The following is an 18,395-nucleotide window of genomic DNA, read 5'->3' on the forward strand; positions in this document are numbered from 1 at the left end:
AAAAATCCAGCGTCCCTCCGCGCAAAAATCACACAATGGCAGGCGCGCCCCGGTTAGCCGGACAACCGGGATCAAAGGCGGAATATCGATTGAAAAAGGGGCGCGATAAAAACAACTTGGCCCCGCTATTCGCGAGGCCAAAGCATGACAGTTCCTATGCAGGTGCTCGCCATTAAATGGGGCGGCCACCATAATCCGGGCTGGGTTTTTTTGGTGGATCTGAAGTTACATTGGGCGGAACTTCACTGATCTTGCCGCCGCGCGCTAAAAACGCTGCAACCTGATCATCGATTTCATCGCGTATACGCTGACGGGAAGCGATACTGAAATCTTCGATGACTTCAACACTGGCAGCCTTGCTACTGGATGAAAAACTGGCTTCATCACTATCAAGGGCATCAACGTCCTCATCATCCTCTTCGTCCTCGATGGGCTCATCAACATCTTCATCGTTAAGGGGTTCATCAGTAGCCATATTGTCACCTGGAATCTCGAACTGTTGGAGGCACGAAGCCATACCGGTTTTTCGGCTGGTCGTTCGCTTCGCCTAATTTATAGCGCAGGCCTGTTTAAACGTCATGCGAAGTGGCTGCTTTTTTTTAGGCTTTTTTTATCTTACCTATCAAAAAGTGGAAATAATTTGGTTATTAACCACCCACAAGCCGCTCTTCTCGGCCGGCATCTCTCGTCCCGCCAGCGCACATAGCGCAGCGGGAGCAACAAAAAATGAGTGAATTGTGTACATGACGTTTCAGCCACAGGGACAAAGACAGGAAACCGGAATATTTTTTCCCCAAGCTGCGTATAATTTGCGGCAGGTTACACAACAGTGTGGGGATTATGTCAGGCAGTTCTTCTTACACCTGTGGTATTGAGACGTTTGATCCGCAAGGCCGGACCGTTATATCCATGCACGGGTCGACTCATTTTTCGGGCTATTCTAATGAATGTGAAACCGCTATTGAAATACTTTCCTGAAATTCATCACCTACCCCAGGACGCCCAGCTTCGCTTGCTGCAAAGCGCTCACGAGCAGGCGTTTGTTGCACAGAATAAATTGCGCATCTGGCGCAATAACCTGATGAGTTTTGTTGTGTTAATTCTGGCTTGTGTCGTCGTGATTGCCGTTATCGGTCCCTGGCTGAGCTTGCAGGCCAGCACCACCGGCGTGCTGCTGATGCTGATCGTTTTCCCGGTATTTTTATTTGTGCAGCAGCGCCGCTACCTGGCGAGCTTACGCCCCCTGGTGCGTCAACTTGCACATCAAAACCTTGATAAGCAGACATAAAAAAGCAGCGCACCCAGAGGGAAACGCTGCCGGAGACATCCGTGACAAAAAAGCCGTCGCAATGACGGCTTTTATTTTTTGAGACCTTAAATCGCGTCCGGTCCGGTTTCGCCGGTACGGATACGAATAATTTCTTCGAGCGGTGTGATAAAGATTTTACCGTCACCAATCTTGCCGGTCTGCGCCGCTTTGGTAATGGCTTCGACCGCCTGTTCAACCATGGAATCATCCACTGCCAACTCGATCTTCACCTTCGGTAAAAAATCAACTACGTATTCCGCACCGCGGTAGAGTTCAGTGTGGCCTTTCTGGCGGCCGAACCCTTTGACTTCTGTCACGGTCATGCCTTGTACGCCGACCTCTGACAGTGCGGTACGCACGTCGTCAAGTTTGAATGGTTTTACTACAGCAGTAATCAGTTTCATTGTGGGTTCCTTTGCTTGTCTCGCTTGTCTCTTGCCTGCTTATCGCCTGGCTTTTTTATTCATCTGATTGGCCACAGCCGTTGGGCTGAGAACCCGTAAACGTCAGTGAAGTTCCGTTACGATACACGCAACGCCTGTGAAAATCATCTGTCCACCAGGAGCAAGTTTACTGCAAGATTACGGCTTTGCTATCCATCGCCCGATATTTACCGGGCGATGGGCCAGAGAGTCTTACTTGTGCGTAAACTCAGGATAGGCTTCCATACCACACTCAGCGATATCCACACCTTCGAACTCTTCTTCTTCGGATACACGGATACCGATAACCAGCTTGATGATGAACCAGACAACGAAGCTGGCAATAAATACCCATGCAAAGATAACCGCAGCACCGATAAGTTGACCCAGGAAGGTGGTGCCTTCAGAGGTGAAGGGTACAACGAGCAATCCGAACAGACCAACTACGCCATGCACCGAAATGGCACCTACCGGGTCGTCGATCTTCAGCTTGTCCAACCCGATGATCGAGAAGACAACAATGATGCCCGCAACGATTCCGATTATGGTTGCAGCCATAGCGCTGGGCGAGTCAGGGCTCGCAGTGATAGCAACAAGGCCAGCCAAAGCACCATTCAGGGCCATGGTTAAATCTGCTTTGCCAAACAGGATACGAGCAACCATCAAAGCACCAACCAGACCGCCGGCAGCTGCTGCGTTGGTATTCAGGAACACCATCGCCACAGCGTTGGCATTTCCGATATCGCCAAGTTTCAATACGGAGCCACCATTGAAGCCGAACCAGCCCATCCACAGGATGAAAGTTCCCAAGGTAGCCAGGGGCAGGTTAGCACCGGTGATCGCGTGCACTTCGCCGTTGGGGCCGTATTTGCCTTTTCGAGCTCCCAAAAGGATTACACCTGCCAATGCCGCCGTGGCGCCAGCGAGGTGAACGATTCCCGAGCCCGCGAAGTCCTTGAAGCCAAACTGGTCATCGAGGTTCAAGCCGAATTTGCCTTCCGCACCCCAGGTCCAGGAGCCTTCCATCGGATAGATGAAGCCGGTCATGACCACAGCGAACAGCAGGAATGCCCAGAGCTTCATGCGCTCAGCTACTGCACCAGATACGATTGACATGGCGGTAGCTACGAAGACCACCTGAAAGAAGAAGTCAGATGCGGAAGAGTAGATCGCGCCACCGGTGAAACCGCCCTCTCGCTCGGCGAACTCGCCAAGCTTGGCAGTTACATCAACCTCCTGAATACCGGTCAGGAAGACATCGCCACCGTACATGATCGCGTAACCACACACCATGTACATGATGCACGCTATCGCATACAGCGCGACGTTTTTAGTCAAAATTTCAGTGGTGTTCTTGGCGCGTACCAAGCCTGATTCCAACATAGCGAAGCCAGCGGCCATCCACATAACCAGTGCGCCGCACACCAGGAAGTAAAAGGTGTCCATGGCGTACTGAAGATGATAAATATTCTCTTCCATTGCTCATTCCCCGATCTTAAAGTTGTTAAATTTAAAGTGCTTGTTCGCCTGTTTCGCCGGTACGTATGCGCACGACCTGCTCCAGGGTTGATACAAAGATTTTGCCGTCGCCGATTTTGCTGCTGTTCGCGGCTTTGGTGATTGCTTCCACCACCGAGTCCAGCTCCGTTTCGGAAACGGCAATCTCAATCTTGGTCTTGGGCAGGAAATCGACCACGTATTCTGCGCCGCGATAGAGTTCTGAATGCCCTTTTTGCCGACCAAAACCTTTTACTTCGGTTACCGTCATACCGTGCACGCCGATGTCGGACAGCGCTTCGCGCACCACATCGAGCTTGAACGGTTTGATAATCGCTGTTACCAGTTTCATCGATCTGCTCCTAAAAAAATCCCACACTGACGTGCGGGAAACACCGGAAATACATGACCCGGTTGCCAATCGACAGCGGCGATCAGTGCCGTACCAAACACAGATACTGTGTTTATTGCCCTTCTGGTGTCTCCGTCTGGCGTCGATTTACACCGCAACGCGAGGTGTTGTGGTAAAGGCAACAGCCAATACCATTAACTGTGTCTTCAAATGGAACTTTGCATAGAGCAGGCCAATACAAAAAAAACCTTGTATTTCAATTAGATGAGGATATATACGTGCCAGACGACAGGAATAATGAAGGAATTGCGATTTTGCTCGCACCGTTTTTGTGCTTTCGCAATATCACTGCGCACCGATTTCGGGCAGTAGGAAAATTCAGGCGTGTTAATCCGCTGTTATGACCTCGACTCGCCTAAGACAGAGAGGAAAACACGGAGTAGACTGCACAACTTTGAGTAGCAACCGAGGCTTGATGATGATTACCGACTTCGCCCAGCGCCTGTTACAGGAGTTACAGAAAAATCTGCCCCAGATTTCCGCACTCTTACCCAAACGCGAACTCCACCTTGCCCTCCAATCGGCCCTGAGTCGGCTGGATCTGGTCACACGAGAGGAGTTCGATGCACAACAAGCTGTCCTGGCACGTACACGCGAGAAGCTGGAACAGTTGGAGGAAACTCTGGCAAGCCTCGAAGCCAGGGCAAGCGACAAACCATAGTGCGCCGAGCTGAGCCATTTCATTCGCTAGCCGGTTTGTTTATAGTGCACAGCTCTTTTGTTCGACATCGCAAGGAATGCCTATGTCACTGGCTATTGTTTATTCACGCGCAAAGCTCGGTGTCAGCGCCCCGCTGGTCACTGTAGAAGTTCATCTATCCAATGGCCTGCCAAGCCTTTCCATCGTCGGGTTACCGGAAACGGCGGTCAAGGAAAGCAAAGACCGGGTGCGCAGTGCCATCCTGAACAGCCATCTCGAATTTCCCGCACGCCGCATTACCGTCAACCTGGCGCCTGCAGATTTGCCAAAAGAAGGTGGCCGCTACGACCTGGCGATCGCCCTTGGTATTCTCGCCGCCTCCGGGCAAATCCCCAAAGAAAGTCTGGCAGAGTATGAATTTCTCGGTGAATTGGCACTCTCTGGCGAACTGCGCCCGATTAATGCTGCTTTACCTGCCGCCCTCGCCAGCGGGGATGTCCAACGTCGCCTGATCCTGCCCACACATAATGCAACTGAAGCCGCACTCAGTAACACAACTCGCGTTTACGGCAGTGATAACCTGCTTCAGGTCTGCGCGCACCTGCATCAGCGGGAATTTTTATTTCAAGCCGAGGCAGCGGTAGCCGCCGATAACGATGATTATCTGGATTTGAGCGATGTAAAAGGACAAGCGCAGGCAAAACGCGCGTTGGAGATAGCTGCCAGCGGTGGACACAATTTGCTGCTTTACGGTCCACCGGGCACCGGGAAAACCATGCTGGCCAGTCGTCTGCCGGGGATATTGCCGGCACTGGATGAACGGGAGATGCTGGATGTTGCGGCAGTTTATTCCGCCGCACCTTCCGTCACATCACAGACGGGCACCCACGCTTGGCGAAAACGGCCGTTTCGCGCGCCGCACCATACTGCGTCAGCGATTGCTCTGGTAGGCGGCGGTCCCAACCCGCGGCCCGGTGAAATTTCTCTGGCCCATCGCGGCGTCCTGTTTCTGGATGAGTTGCCGGAATTTCAACGCCAGGTCCTGGAAGTATTGCGCGAACCCCTGGAAAGCGGTGAAGTGCGCATCTCCCGCGCAAGAGCGCAGGTCACTTATCCCGCACACTTTCAATTGGTTGCCGCCATGAACCCCTGCCCGTGCGGTTATCACGGCAGTGATTCCGATCGATGTCGCTGCACACCGGATCAAGTCCGCCGGTACCGCGATAAAATTTCCGGCCCTTTGCTTGATCGCATCGACATGCATGTTCCCGTCAGGGCACTCAAGCAAGGCGAACTACACGCACCATCAACCGGCGATAACAGCACACGTGTACGCGAGCGGGTTGAACAAACCAGAACCCGACAACTCGACCGGCAGGGAAAATACAATCACCAGCTCAACGCACCGGAACTGGAGCGCTTTTGTGTGTTGAACAATAACGACAAGTTATTGCTGGAACAGGCCATTGATAAGCTCGGCCTTTCAACTCGCGCATATCACCGGGTGTTAAAAGTGGCACGCACGCTGGCGGATATGGAAGGCTTGCAGCAACCCGGTACAACACAAATTACTGAAGCCTTGAGTTACCGCACACTGGATCGGGAGAATTTATCGACCATTTGATACCCCGAATCAATAAATGAATAGATTTACAGCCTATGGCAATTCACTAAATTTTTTTCGCAAATATTCAATAAATATTCTTGCGTTCTTCGAAAGATATTTTCCATCCTGATACACCACATACAGACTTCGCTCAGGCAGCACCGTGTAATTCTCCAGGAGGGAAACCACTGGAGAGCCCTGTGCCGACGTTGCAACACATTTATCGACGGCGAATTGGGGAAGACATGCGACCCCTATTCCAGCTTGCACTGCCTTCACTACCGTTCGTATATCATTTATATGCAATTGGGATTCAAGCTTGATGGATTTTATATCTTCCGTTTTTCTGTCCTGAAAAATCCATTGCTCATTTTTAGATCGAAAAAATAATGCAGCGTGCCCATAGAGGTCGGAAGGTGTTTCTATCGGCGGATGAGAATCCAGATACGCCCGACTTGCATAAACCCCAATGTGAATATCCCAAAGGCGCTGGGCAATTAGATTGGAATCCTCCAGCGGGCCTATACGGATCGCCAAATCCACCTCCTCTGTAACCAGGTCGCGCATCCGATTATCCGTGTAGACATTGAGTTCTACTTCTGGATGCGCAAGCTGAAATTCAATTATGCACTCCGACAACAATTCTTGCGCCAAAAAAGTTGGCGCGGTAATTGTCAGCTTGCCACCAATCAGATCCAATGAAGCAGTAGTGGCATTTAAATTTCGTTCCAGTGATTCAATTAAGGGCATACATTGATTGAACAATGTCAACCCGGTGTCAGTTACTTGAAACTTTCGTGTATTTCGCCTGATTAACTTGGTTTTTAATGCGCACTCTAACTTTGTTATTCGACGGCTGATTGTACTGGCAGGAACATCCAATTTTTTGGCCGTGTTTGCGAAATTTCCTTCCTGCATAACACGCAGAAAAATAACAAGATCATCGTAACTCCACATGTGGGTCGCGTCCTTGTATATATAGATATAAAAATGAGCCTAATCGCTCTTTGTGTGATGAAGGGAGGTGATTCTAGTTTAAAAATGCAATTTAGTATTGCAATTTTGTAGGTTTTACATCGAGATATCAAGATGTACCATCTGCGTCGTTTTACACATATAAAAAATTTTATACATACTTGCCTTGCTACTTACCGCTTTTTTGAAGTTAGCCTGTTGACCAAATCAAAGATCTTTATTTTATGAAGATTCGATCTATCGGACTTTATTTAAGGAATGGATATACATGTCTGGGTGCTTTAATTGTGCGCTTATCGGTGATGGCAGCTTATTAGTTCAATGTGCTCAGCAATTAATCGATAACGGTCACCACGTAAATGTCATAATCAGCGCGGATCTATCCGCAAAGAAATGGGCGGAGTCTAATAACATTCCGACTATAGCTCCACAAAAGGAGATATACAGGTCCTATCTTTCCTCGGTAAATTTTGACTACTTATTCAGCATAGTGCATTTGGAGATAATTCCCAAAGACGTGTTGGATATGGCAAAAAAACTCTCTATAAATTATCACGATGCGCTTTTACCAGCTTATGCAGGCATCCATGCAACATCCTGGTCATTGATAAATCAAGAACGTACTCATGGTGTTACCTGGCATGAAATGCTGCCCGTTGTTGATGAAGGCCGCATTTTGGTGCAACGCTTGGTTGATGCTGAATTAGGTGACACAGCTTTTTCGCTGAACTTGAAATGCTATGAGGCTGCCATTGAAAGTTTTAATGACCTTATCCATGGCTTGGCCAAAGATGAACTTGAGTTAGTAACGCAAGACCTGAGCAAAAGAACCTATTTTTCGAAGTATCAACGACCAGAAAATCTCAGCATGATTCCGTGGCAGCACAGTGCCGAGTCGGTTCAAGCTTTTATCAACGGACTAGACTTCGGAAACTATGACAATCCTCTGGCCACAGCAAAATTTTACTGCGGTGAAAGGTTTTTTTGTGTTGATGAGGTAGCCATAGCAAAAGAAAAATCTCGCGGTAACGCCGGTATCATTTACCTTACCGAGCAAGGAGAATTACGCGTAACTACCGGAACTCAGGATGTTATTCTGGTCAGGTTAAAACATCTGAACGGAAAGCAGGTTGACCCACAAGATGTCATCCAACCAAACACTTTCTATAACTTACTCGATCATAAAACATCCCAACTTCAACAGGATAATTACTTACAGAGCGCTCGCAATGAACCCTACTGGGTAAGCATTTTTAACGCATTTGATACAAACAATAATTTCAAAAAAATAACCATGCGACCTGCATGCCATCATCATGAGTGGAGTGCACCTTCATCGCTACTGGACTCCAGGATATCCAGCAACCAAGACATAATTGTATTAGTGTGCGGCTTCTTAAGCCGGGCGCGAAAAGCCGAAACTTATGTGATTGGTGTGGAAGCTCCCCATACAGACGATCATCAGTACTACTTGAAGCAGCTTCCTTTGGTATGGAGCCTGACTCCCGACGCAAGCTTCGATATATTCAAGCCCCAGCTTATGGATCAACTAAATACGTTAATCAAACATAAGCACTGCCCTATCGATATCTTTGCTCGCTATACCTCACTCTTATCGGAACGCATGGATGAAAATCGCTACAAGTTTGAAATATCACTCGTTATTCTCAATACCGAGGAAGATTTCCTGACATATGATCCAGTCGTTGCCACTCATGGTATAACCCTGCTATTGGATAAATCCTCTGGCAAATGGCACTTGTTCGCTGGCGAAGAAGCCGAGCATGAACTGATATACAATTTTGAGAAAAAGCTGAACCTCTTCATTTCCCAACTCACCCAGGATACCCACCTTTGCCGCGCTCCGCTTTCACGCATCAACCTTTTACGTAATGATGAAATAAAATTATTAGAAGAAGTAAATCAGCAGAACAGAAGCTACCCACTCAAAAGCACGGTAGAAATGTTCTATGAACAGGCTAAAGCTACCCCCCAAAAAGTGGCTTTAGTAAGCGACGGACACGAATACAACTATCTTCAGTTGCTGCAACGCGCGGATCAAATTGCAGCTCAGCTGTTAAGCCAGCAGATCACACCAGGCGACCGGGTTGGTGTTCTACTGGAACGCTCTTTTGATATGGTCGCAGCTCTTCTGGCAACCATGCGTACCAGCGCGATCTACGTTCCACTTGATCCTATTTACCCAGATGACCGCCTGCAACATATGATTGATGATAGCGGACTAAAGGTATTATTAACGCAGTCCACAATTCATAACAATCTTAATCGCCATAATTTTCATTCCTTATACATTGATCAATTAAAACCCGAGGAGATATCTTCTCTCAACTCGCTAGCTTTTCCCTCCACCGCAGACAGTGCTTATATCATCTACACATCGGGCTCCACAGGAAAACCCAAGGGTGTAGAAGTTACTCATCAAGGGCTTACGAACTTTTTGGTGTCAATGGCAGAGGCACCCGGTTTTACTGCCGAAGACTATTTGTTATCAGTGACAACCGTTTGCTTCGATATTGCCGGTTTAGAACTTTACCTACCCTTAATTAAAGGTGGAACTGTTGAGATCTGTTCAGCGCATGACGCCAAAGATGGCTTTGCACTTTTGGATAAATTACAAGAAAGAAAAATTAACGTATTACAAGCAACACCCACTACCTGGGAGATGCTACTTGCGGCAGGGTGGACCGAGAAACTCCCTCTAAAAGCTTTATGCGGTGGAGAACCGTTAAGAAAAGAGTTGGCCAACCATTTAATTCCTCTGTGTGATGAGCTATGGAATATGTATGGGCCTACCGAAACGACTATTTGGTCGTCAGTTAAAAGAATTATCGATGCTACCCAAATAACGGTTGGGAAACCGATCGCCAATACTACTTTTTATGTATTGGACGATTACTTAAATCCGGTCTCCACCGGAGAAAAAGGCGAATTGTATATCGGTGGAGACGGCTTAGCGCGCGGTTATTGGCAACGTGATGAACTGACACAAGAAAAATTTATACCCAATCCATTTTCAAACGATCCTACAAGCCGTTTATATCGTACAGGAGATGCTGCCTGCTTTCTGCATTCAGGTGACCTCTCGTGCCTAGGGCGAATAGACAATCAAATAAAGCTCAACGGTTATCGTATTGAGCTGGGCGAGATAGAAACGTCTATCGAGTCGTTAGATGGGATAGAAAAAGCAGTCGTAACTATTCAAACCAGTGAGCAGTCCAGCACTTTGCATGCATTTATTTTATATGCAAATACGGCTACAAAAATTACAGAAGCGTATATAAAACAACATCTAGCATCACTTCTTCCAGAGTATATGATACCCGGCCATTTCCACACCGTTACGGCATTTCCGTTAACACTGAATGGCAAGGTAGATCGAAAAATATTGACCGCGTCACTCGCCAGCTTAGGTATGTCGGAAGACGGTTTGAGAACCGATAGAACGGAGTCCGCCAAGGAATCATCAGTTACTCGGGATGAGGGAATAAATGAAGAAGAAAAAGGAAAAATAGCTCATCTTTTACGTAACGACATCGTGACTATTGTCAAGGATTTACTAAATATTAGTTCCGTTGATCCAACCCTACCCTTCGGCCAGTATGGCTTCAACTCATTACGCTTCACGCAACTCAGCGCCAAAATAAAGAACAAATTTTCCATAAAGCTCAGTCCAGCTATTTTTTACAGCCATGTGAGCGTGGATAAAATATGTCGTTATTTAGTAGCGACAAAGCATTTGGAGCCATTATCGGATTTTTATCAGGCCCAGTTAGACACACCCACCAATTCGCAAATTGACAAGCCAGTGCTGACTAGCGATAAAAGTGGCCGCTCTCAACATACGTTAGGAAAAAAGCAACCATTGGCCATCGTAGGGATGGCATTGCAAATGCCAGAAGCAAAAAATGCCGAGGATTTTTGGCATAACCTGATTGATGGTGTGGATTGCATTACGGAAATACCCTCTTCTCGTTGGGACTGGCGCACCACTGAATTTGGTACAGGTGATGACAACCCTTACAAACTGGGTGGTTTTATTCCCAACATTCGCGGCTTCGACGCAGCTTTCTTTAATATATCCCCTCGCGAAGCAGAATTGATGGACCCGCAACAACGACTCTTTCTACAGACGTCTTATCATGCATTGGAAGATGCTGGGTTAAGCCTGGAAACTGTTAGTGGTGCGAACATGGGAGTATTTGTCGGCGTGGTCACGTCCGACTACTGGGATCTGGTGCAAAAGCATGCAGTTGAACCAGATGGATATACCATCTCAGGCAACATTAACTGCGTGATAGCCAACCGGGTGTCCTACCAATTTAATTTACGCGGCCCCAGTGCAGTTATCGACACAGCATGCTCAAGCTCTTTAGTGGCCATGCACCGCGCTATTCGTGCCATTCATAGCGGCGAATGCGATTCCGCTATCGTCGGCGGCGTCAACGTCATTGCTAGTCCTTACATACATCATTCATTCAGCAAAAATGGCATGCTCAGTAAAGATGGTCATTGCATGTCGTTTGATGATCGCGCTAATGGATACGTGCGCAGTGAAGGTATTGCGGCAATGATAATAAAGCCGCTTGATCAAGCTGAGAGCGACGGCGATGCCATCTATGGCGTTATTCTCGGCTCCGCTGAAAATCATGGAGGCCGTACAAATTCACTGAGCGCACCGAGCGGTGAAGCGCAATGCGAGCTCATTGTCAAAGCAGTAAAAGACGCCGCTATTGATGTGCATTCGCTCAGCTATATCGAAGCACATGGTTCAGGGACACCCTTGGGTGATCCTATTGAGATCGAGGGAATTAAGCGTGCGTTCGAGCAGCTAGGAAAACATAGCCAACTGGACATACAACCCTGCGGAATTGGTTCTGTCAAATCTAATATCGGACACCTTGAGGCTGTTGCCGGACAGGCAGGCCTCGCCAAAGTTTTACTTGCATTAAAACACCAGACGCTTCCGGGCATGCCGATGTTTATAAACCAGAATAAACATATCGACATCGGTGATAGCCAATTTTATTTTACTGCCAAAGCCGAACCTTGGGTAACTGGCGAGATTAATGGTCATGCTACACCACGCCGTGCCGGTGTTAGCTCGTTCGGCTTTGGCGGTGTCAATGCTCATGTCATTGTGGAAGAATACACCACGCAACACTCAGCACTGACGATCGGCAATAGTACTAATGTACTTTTGTTATCTGCAAAATCAAAAATTCAATTACGTCAGTTAGCTGAAGCATATCTTCGCTTTTTCCGAACCCATGGGGAAACGCTGTGTTGGCAAAGTTGCTGTTACACCAGTCAAATAGGTCGTTCGTCTTTTGATGAACGTTTGCTGATTGAATCCAGCACAATTAACGATGCTTGCCAACAATTACAAACCTTTATTCATGATGAGGCTACTGAAGGTCGCCATCTCGTCAGTAATGTAAAATCGGCCCAGGAATACTATTTTTCCGTTTTTAAAGATATTAGTGCAGAGGACATCACTCACCCTCTACTACAAAAACGCGCGTTTTCAAGTTTGGGAAGACTATGGTTGGCTGGTGTTGCCATCAACTGGCAGAAAGCCTACGAGGCAGAGAAACCCATTGCCAAATCAAGATTACCACTCTATCCGTTCAATGAAATAGATTATTGGTTACCTAACTCACCAACTGCATATACAAATCTGTCGCGTTTAACAGGTACACCCCACCCTCTGCTCGATGAAGCGTCTGAACCGGGAACGTTTGTTAAACATCTGGATATCAGCAATCCTTTGATTGGCGACCACCTGGTGGGTGACGTGGTAATTTTTCCAGCCGTCGGTTATCTCGAATTCGCCCGTGCCGCTGGCGATCAATTAGCCCGGGAACAGCAGCAAGGAAAGGTCGTTACGCTAAAAGGTAACGTGTGGTTCCAGGCACTGGTAGTTGACCAACAGCAAAAGACCCTGGAGATCACGCTTGAGGGAACATGGCCTACGAAAGAGTATGTAATCCGCTCTCGCGGCCAACAACAACAAATACATGCGCGAGGAATGATTGAGGTCTCATCCAATTCTATACCTCTCCATGCACGCATAGATATCGCTGCGATTAAAGCGCGGTGTAACAACGAAATAAGTCATACCATTATTTATGAACTATTTAGCCAGCTGAAATTTAACTACAAAGATGGCTATAAGCCCATTAGAAGCGTAGCGTTTAATTCTCGTGAGTCCCTAGCAGAAATTCACCTACCAGAAAAATTTAACGCGGATTATGCGCAGTTTATTTTGCATCCAAGCTTATTAGAAGGCGGCATTCAGACAGTGATCGGCATACTGGCCAATCCTGATCAGGATTCCAATAGCACTTACTTACCCTTCTCCATGAAATCTTTAACAGTATACGGTGCCCTAACCAAGGAATGTTTTGTTCATGCAGAATTAACCAGCGATGCACAATCTGCGTTACGAGGGATACGCAAATTCGATATTCGAATAATGGATATTCATGGCAACTGCTTGGTTGAAATAAAGGAATACTGTCTTAAAACACTAAACGTTGATCGTAAAGCGGACAATCAATCTGGCGAAGATCCAAAAAATTACTTTAACCAAATACATAAGAACTGGATTACATCTACACCAAAAATCAACGATAGACAGCAAAACCGCGTTCTGGTTTTTTCGTCAACCGTAGATTTTACGCATCATGTAACAGCGCCGGAAAATCTGACTATTGTTATACCCCGCGAAAAGTATCAATACCTTGGTGATAATTTCTATACAGCAAATCCACAGGACGAACACAGCATTGCTGCCCTGTTTGCACAACTGAAAAAACAGAATAGCTTACCAGACCATATTATTTTTGCTTGGAGTTATCTGATAGATGACCACGAAAAAGGAGATCTGGACGCCGTAATTGCATCGGTAATCAAACCTTTTTACGCAGTATGCTCTCAAGCCGTAACATTATTGCGTAGGGAAAAATCACGCATTTTATTCGCCTATTCCGCGAAAGATAATCTAACCCCACTTTATGCTGGCATCAGTGGTCTAATCAGATCGCTACACCAGGAAACCAGTAAGATTAAAGCCTCTGTCATTGCTTTGGAAGCGGATCTTAATAACGAAGCACAACGGCTGCTGGATGAAGTTAGCTATGCCCCTGATTCTGTGGAGGTCCGCTACAGAGAAACTCAACGCATGCTACCGGAATATCACGTTACTCCAGTCGATTTATCTGCCTCACCCCAAAGTCTGGCCACCGAAGATACTCTCTGCCTGATTACCGGTGCCACCGGAGGTATCGGTCGGCAGTTAGTAAAACATCTGCATAGGCAATACGGCATAAAACTCGCCCTGATAGGTCGTCAATCTCTAAGCAAAGCGCTTCGCACAGAGTGGACGGATATCGATTATCAGTATTACACCTGCGATATCACAAATGCAGGGGACTTAAAGAAATGCGTTGAACAGATAGAGATGGATTTAGGCAAAATCACCGGTGTTATTCATTGCGCAGGTGCTCTTGCTGATAAATTAATCACAAAAAAATCGATGGAGGACATTGAGCCTGTCATCGCGCCTAAAGTGAAGGGTATTTATGTTCTGGATGAAGCTACCCGCCACTTCCCTTTAGCATTCTTCTACGGATTTTCATCCATTTCCGCCACCATGGGAAATATGGGTCAGACAGATTATGGTTATGCCAATGCGGTAATTGAGGAATTTTGTGAGTGGCGAAACAGTTTGGTAGCCGATGGCCAACGCCAAGGGCGAGCAATTAGTTTAAGTTGGCCTTTGTGGTTGGACGGAGGCATGTCTGCAACAGAGTCTGCCGTGAAATATTTCCGTGATTCTACCGGCGTTGAACCTATAACATCAATCGAAGGCCTCGCACTATTGGATTTCAGTCTGGCAAATCTGAGTGGTCCTCAGGTGATTGTACGGGGAGATGCATCTCAGCTACTCAATGCTGTGAGAAAACGATCCGGGCTTGCAGCCGCTGCGGTAAAATCGCAAACATCAAGCCTACTTACAAAAAATGATTCAAAAGTCTTTTCTCAAATTGGTCAACAGACGCAAGTGGAATCAACACTTCTAAATCTGGCAATAACTATCCTCAAACTGGAGCATGGTCGGATCAATGCGGACTCTGTACTCTCCGAGTTAGGTTTTGATTCTATTGCGAATACGGAGCTGGCAACAGCAATTAACAACCACTTTGGCACGGATATTACACCGATTATATTCTTCGAGCACAGCACATTGCGCGAAGTCGCCAAGCATCTTGTTACAGAATACGCAGAAACTCTTCAGCGTTATTTCGGTAACAAAATACAGACTATTTCAAACGACGTTAAATATATAACTGCAAATAATGCTACATCCCCGGAACCAGTAGATAACTCGCAAACCGGCGGCCAAACGCTCAGTTTGGAAAAAGTGCGTGAGCTTCTGCTACACGACTTAAAGGAGCTGGCGTCTTCGATAACCAAGGTATCTGCTCATAACATTTCAGATAAGACTCATCTGAACCACTACGGATTTGATTCCATCTCTAACACCGAGTTTATTTCGGAAATAAACAGCAAATATAAAACAGATATTACTCCGGTGGTACTCTTCGAGTACAACACACTTTCGGAGTTTGCTGAATATCTACTGAGCGAGTTCAAGGTGGAAATCCTGACGGCGCTAGGCAACCCGCTAACCACAGGTCCGTCCGACATAGTTAAAGCCGTTGTCACACAACCAGCTATATCCCTAAACGCAGTACAAGCAGTTGTACCAGAAACGACTGATACGCCACTCAAACAGAACAACGATGTAGATGATGACATTGCGATTATCGGCATGCAGGCCCTTATGCCGGAAAGCGAAGATCTGGATGATTTCTGGTTAAAACTTTGGGAAGGCCAGGATTTCATTCGTGAAGTACCTGAAGATCGTTGGTCCTGGCAAGATTACTTTGGCAAAGCATCCGAGCAAAATGGTAAAACTCAATCCCGTTGGGGCTCTTTCATTAAGGAGATAGATAAATTCGATGCAGATTTTTTCGGTATTGACGCCAGCGAAGCTGCATTACTGGACCCTCAGCAACGGTTGTTCATTCAATTAGTCTGGCATGCCATTGAAAATGCTGGCTACAAGGTCTCTGATTTCTCTGGTACCAGAACGGGTCTTTATGTGGGCTTATCCAATCGGGATTATGCTGATTACCTGCATAATAATGGCATTGAGCTTTCGCCGGGGATGAGCTTTGGCAATAACCACGCGTTTCTTGTCAACCGTGTATCTTACTTGTTTGACTTTTCTGGCCCCAGCGAGCCTATTGATACTTTGTGCTCCAGCTCATTAGTTGCCATTCATCGCGCCGCCCAGGATTTAAAGGCGGGTATTTGTTCCCAAGCGATTGTTGGCGGCATCAGTATTATGATGAGCCCCCGCTTAAGTTCGGTGTTTGAACAAGCAAATATGTTAAGCGCCGCTGGCCGATGTAAGTCGTTTGATGAAAGCGCCGACGGCTTTGTGCGCGGTGAAGGGGGGGCAGCGATCGTGTTAAAACCCCTATCAAAAGCGAAAGCAGACAAAGATAATATTCTAGCCGTAATCAAGGGCAGTTATACCAATCATGGCGGCCACGCCGCCTCATTAACTGCACCTAACTTAAAAGCCCAGTATCAATTAATCAAGGAAGCTTATTCACGTTCTGGCGTACATCCGGCTACGGTTTCCTACATTGAAGCGCATGGTACAGGGACAAAGTTGGGCGACCCGATTGAAATCAGTGCACTAAAGAAAGCGTTTAACGAATTCGATGTGCAGGATTCAAATGTACTCAGCCCAGCTTGTGCGATTGGTACGGTTAAAACCAATATCGGCCACCTGGAGTCTGCATCCGGCATCGCCAGCGTGATAAAAGTTTTGCTTAGCCTTAAATTTAAGAAATTGCCCGGCTTGCTGCATCTAAATAACGTCAACCCTTATCTTGACTTAAAAAAGTCGGCGTTTTATCTACTGTATACTCGCCAAAATTGGGAAGCATTAACGGATATCAATGGATACGCCTTACCACGCCGAGCAGGAGTCAATGCTTTCGGTGCTGGAGGTGTGAATGCTCACGTTATTCTTGAAGAATATTCACCTGGCTCCGACCTTTCCCTGACCAATGAAGATTCAGGAGAAACCACTCCCGTGCTTATTCTGTTGTCTGCAAAGACTGAACAGAATATTCGCACTTATGCCAAATCATTGAGTCATTCGATAACCCAACACACAGCCAGCCTCGCGGATATTGCCTATACCCTACAAGTTGGACGGGATGCTTTGGATCATCGCCTGGCAATTATCGTTGACAACAAAGACAGCTTGGCAAATGCACTTAACATCTTTGCCGAGACAGGTCAGTGCACAGCGGTAACCTATAACGTCATACAACACTCCGACACACATATTTCCGACGCCGAGATTGATCAAGCACTCCGAAACCGCGATCTCGATAGTTTGAAAGGCTGGTGGATAAAAGGAGAGGTTATTGATTGGCGTCAACTCTACACCCATGAGAAATTAAATCGTATCGACTTACCCGGCTATCCCTTCAGTCGCACGCGCCATTGGGTGGATGTTCGCAAGCCAACTCCTGTCAGAAAAACAGACGTATTAGATGCTCAAAAGGCGTCAGCAACACGTTATGAACTGCCTGAGTGGCATCAGGATTTTCGTCAAGGAGAGCCTTATCTTACAGAACATAAAGTTTTTGATGACGAGGTGTTGTTAGGCGTGACCTACGCGAGCATGGCTCTGGAAGCAGTGCGGTCCCGCACCGAATTGAAACATGCTAACTGCGTACGGCGCATCGTTTTTTATTCACCACTATCCTTGACTAACGAAGAATACGCGCGTGTTTTTATTCGCCTGAATCACAGCAACCCCAGCAACATAAGTTTCGAAAGTCAACATCAGATATGTGACCGTACCGGAATTGAAAAATCGTCTACTGGGAGTATTTGTTTTGTTGACAGAGAGACATCAAAAGTCGACTTGCTTTCACTTGCTCAAGACTTAACCGCCGCTCATACGAAAAATGATATCTACGAATTACTTCGTACCCAGGGAGTTGATTATCAAGGCTCGTTAACCACCGTGGAGAAGATACTAGTGGGAGAAAGCCAGGCTCTCTCTATGATCAACCTAAGCCATGAGTTACGCGAAAATACCGTTAATTACTTCCTGCATCCCGTCTGGCTTGATGCGGCTATTGTGAGCGCCAAGTTTGCGTTCCTGCATGATCCCAGCACTGTGTATATTCCTTTTAGCGTCGACGAAGTTGTCATTCACCAGCCACCAGCCAATCGCTCTTATTGTGTCATTAAACGGATTCTGCTCAATGAACAAATATTGAAGTGCGATGCGGTCATCTGCAATGAGCGAGGAGAAGTGGTAATTGAAGCATCCGGTATTGTTTGCAAAAGAATATTAAGTAATAGCGCCTGGAAAAGAACCAAGCAACATCTGGAACGTGCGTGATTTA

The 18,395-nt window shown here is 46.9% G+C and carries 9 protein-coding genes; 4 read left to right on the forward strand and 5 right to left on the reverse strand.

Annotated features, from left to right (window positions below; genetic code table 11):
• Window positions 1-172 precede the first annotated feature (172 nt).
• Window positions 173-475 carry a hypothetical protein gene (locus CBR65_RS12805; RefSeq protein WP_087467209.1) on the reverse strand — a complete coding sequence of 101 codons (303 nt, stop codon included), beginning with the start codon at window positions 473-475 and terminating at the stop codon, window positions 173-175.
• Window positions 476-943: 468 nt separating this feature from the next.
• Here CBR65_RS12805 and CBR65_RS12810 point away from each other — a divergent pair, with 468 nt between their 5' ends.
• Window positions 944-1,288 (forward strand): hypothetical protein, encoded by a 345-nt coding sequence (locus CBR65_RS12810; protein ID WP_087467210.1) that lies wholly within the window; start codon window positions 944-946, stop codon window positions 1,286-1,288.
• 86 nt (window positions 1,289-1,374) lie between these two features.
• On the opposite strand, the gene CBR65_RS12815 is transcribed toward CBR65_RS12810, so the two are convergent.
• The 3 genes from CBR65_RS12815 to CBR65_RS12825 all read right to left on the reverse strand — a co-directional run bounded on the left by CBR65_RS12815 (window position 1,375) and on the right by CBR65_RS12825 (window position 3,580).
• Window positions 1,375-1,713 carry a P-II family nitrogen regulator gene (locus CBR65_RS12815; protein ID WP_087467211.1) on the reverse strand — a complete coding sequence of 113 codons (339 nt, stop codon included), beginning with the start codon at window positions 1,711-1,713 and terminating at the stop codon, window positions 1,375-1,377.
• Between the two features lie 231 nt (window positions 1,714-1,944).
• Window positions 1,945-3,210, reverse strand: a complete 1,266-nt coding sequence (locus CBR65_RS12820) for an ammonium transporter (protein ID WP_087467212.1) — start codon at window positions 3,208-3,210, stop codon at window positions 1,945-1,947.
• Window positions 3,211-3,241: 31 nt separating this feature from the next.
• On the reverse strand, window positions 3,242-3,580 hold the full coding sequence (locus CBR65_RS12825) for a P-II family nitrogen regulator (RefSeq protein WP_087467213.1): 339 nt from the start codon (window positions 3,578-3,580) through the stop codon (window positions 3,242-3,244).
• 478 nt (window positions 3,581-4,058) lie between these two features.
• On the opposite strand from CBR65_RS12825, the gene CBR65_RS12830 reads away from it, so the two are divergent.
• The gene (locus CBR65_RS12830; protein WP_087467214.1) at window positions 4,059-4,301 is read left to right on the forward strand and encodes an accessory factor UbiK family protein; all 243 of its coding nucleotides are present in this window, start codon (window positions 4,059-4,061) and stop codon (window positions 4,299-4,301) included.
• A gap of 82 nt (window positions 4,302-4,383) precedes the next feature.
• Window positions 4,384-5,904: a YifB family Mg chelatase-like AAA ATPase gene (locus CBR65_RS12835; RefSeq protein WP_087467215.1), complete on the forward strand. Its 1,521-nt coding sequence runs from the start codon at window positions 4,384-4,386 to the stop codon at window positions 5,902-5,904.
• A 33-nt stretch (window positions 5,905-5,937) separates the two neighbouring features.
• On the opposite strand, the gene CBR65_RS12840 is transcribed toward CBR65_RS12835, so the two are convergent.
• Window positions 5,938-6,843, reverse strand: coding sequence for a LysR family transcriptional regulator (locus tag CBR65_RS12840; protein WP_087467216.1), 906 nt, complete (start codon window positions 6,841-6,843; stop codon window positions 5,938-5,940).
• A gap of 286 nt (window positions 6,844-7,129) precedes the next feature.
• On the opposite strand from CBR65_RS12840, the gene CBR65_RS12845 reads away from it, so the two are divergent.
• A complete protein-coding gene (locus CBR65_RS12845; protein ID WP_087467217.1) occupies window positions 7,130-18,391 on the forward strand; it encodes an amino acid adenylation domain-containing protein in 11,262 nt (3,753 codons plus the stop codon).
• Window positions 18,392-18,395: the final 4 nt, after the last annotated feature.

It is taken from the genome of Cellvibrio sp. PSBB006 (assembly GCF_002162135.1).
Lineage (GTDB): Bacteria > Pseudomonadota > Gammaproteobacteria > Pseudomonadales > Cellvibrionaceae > Cellvibrio.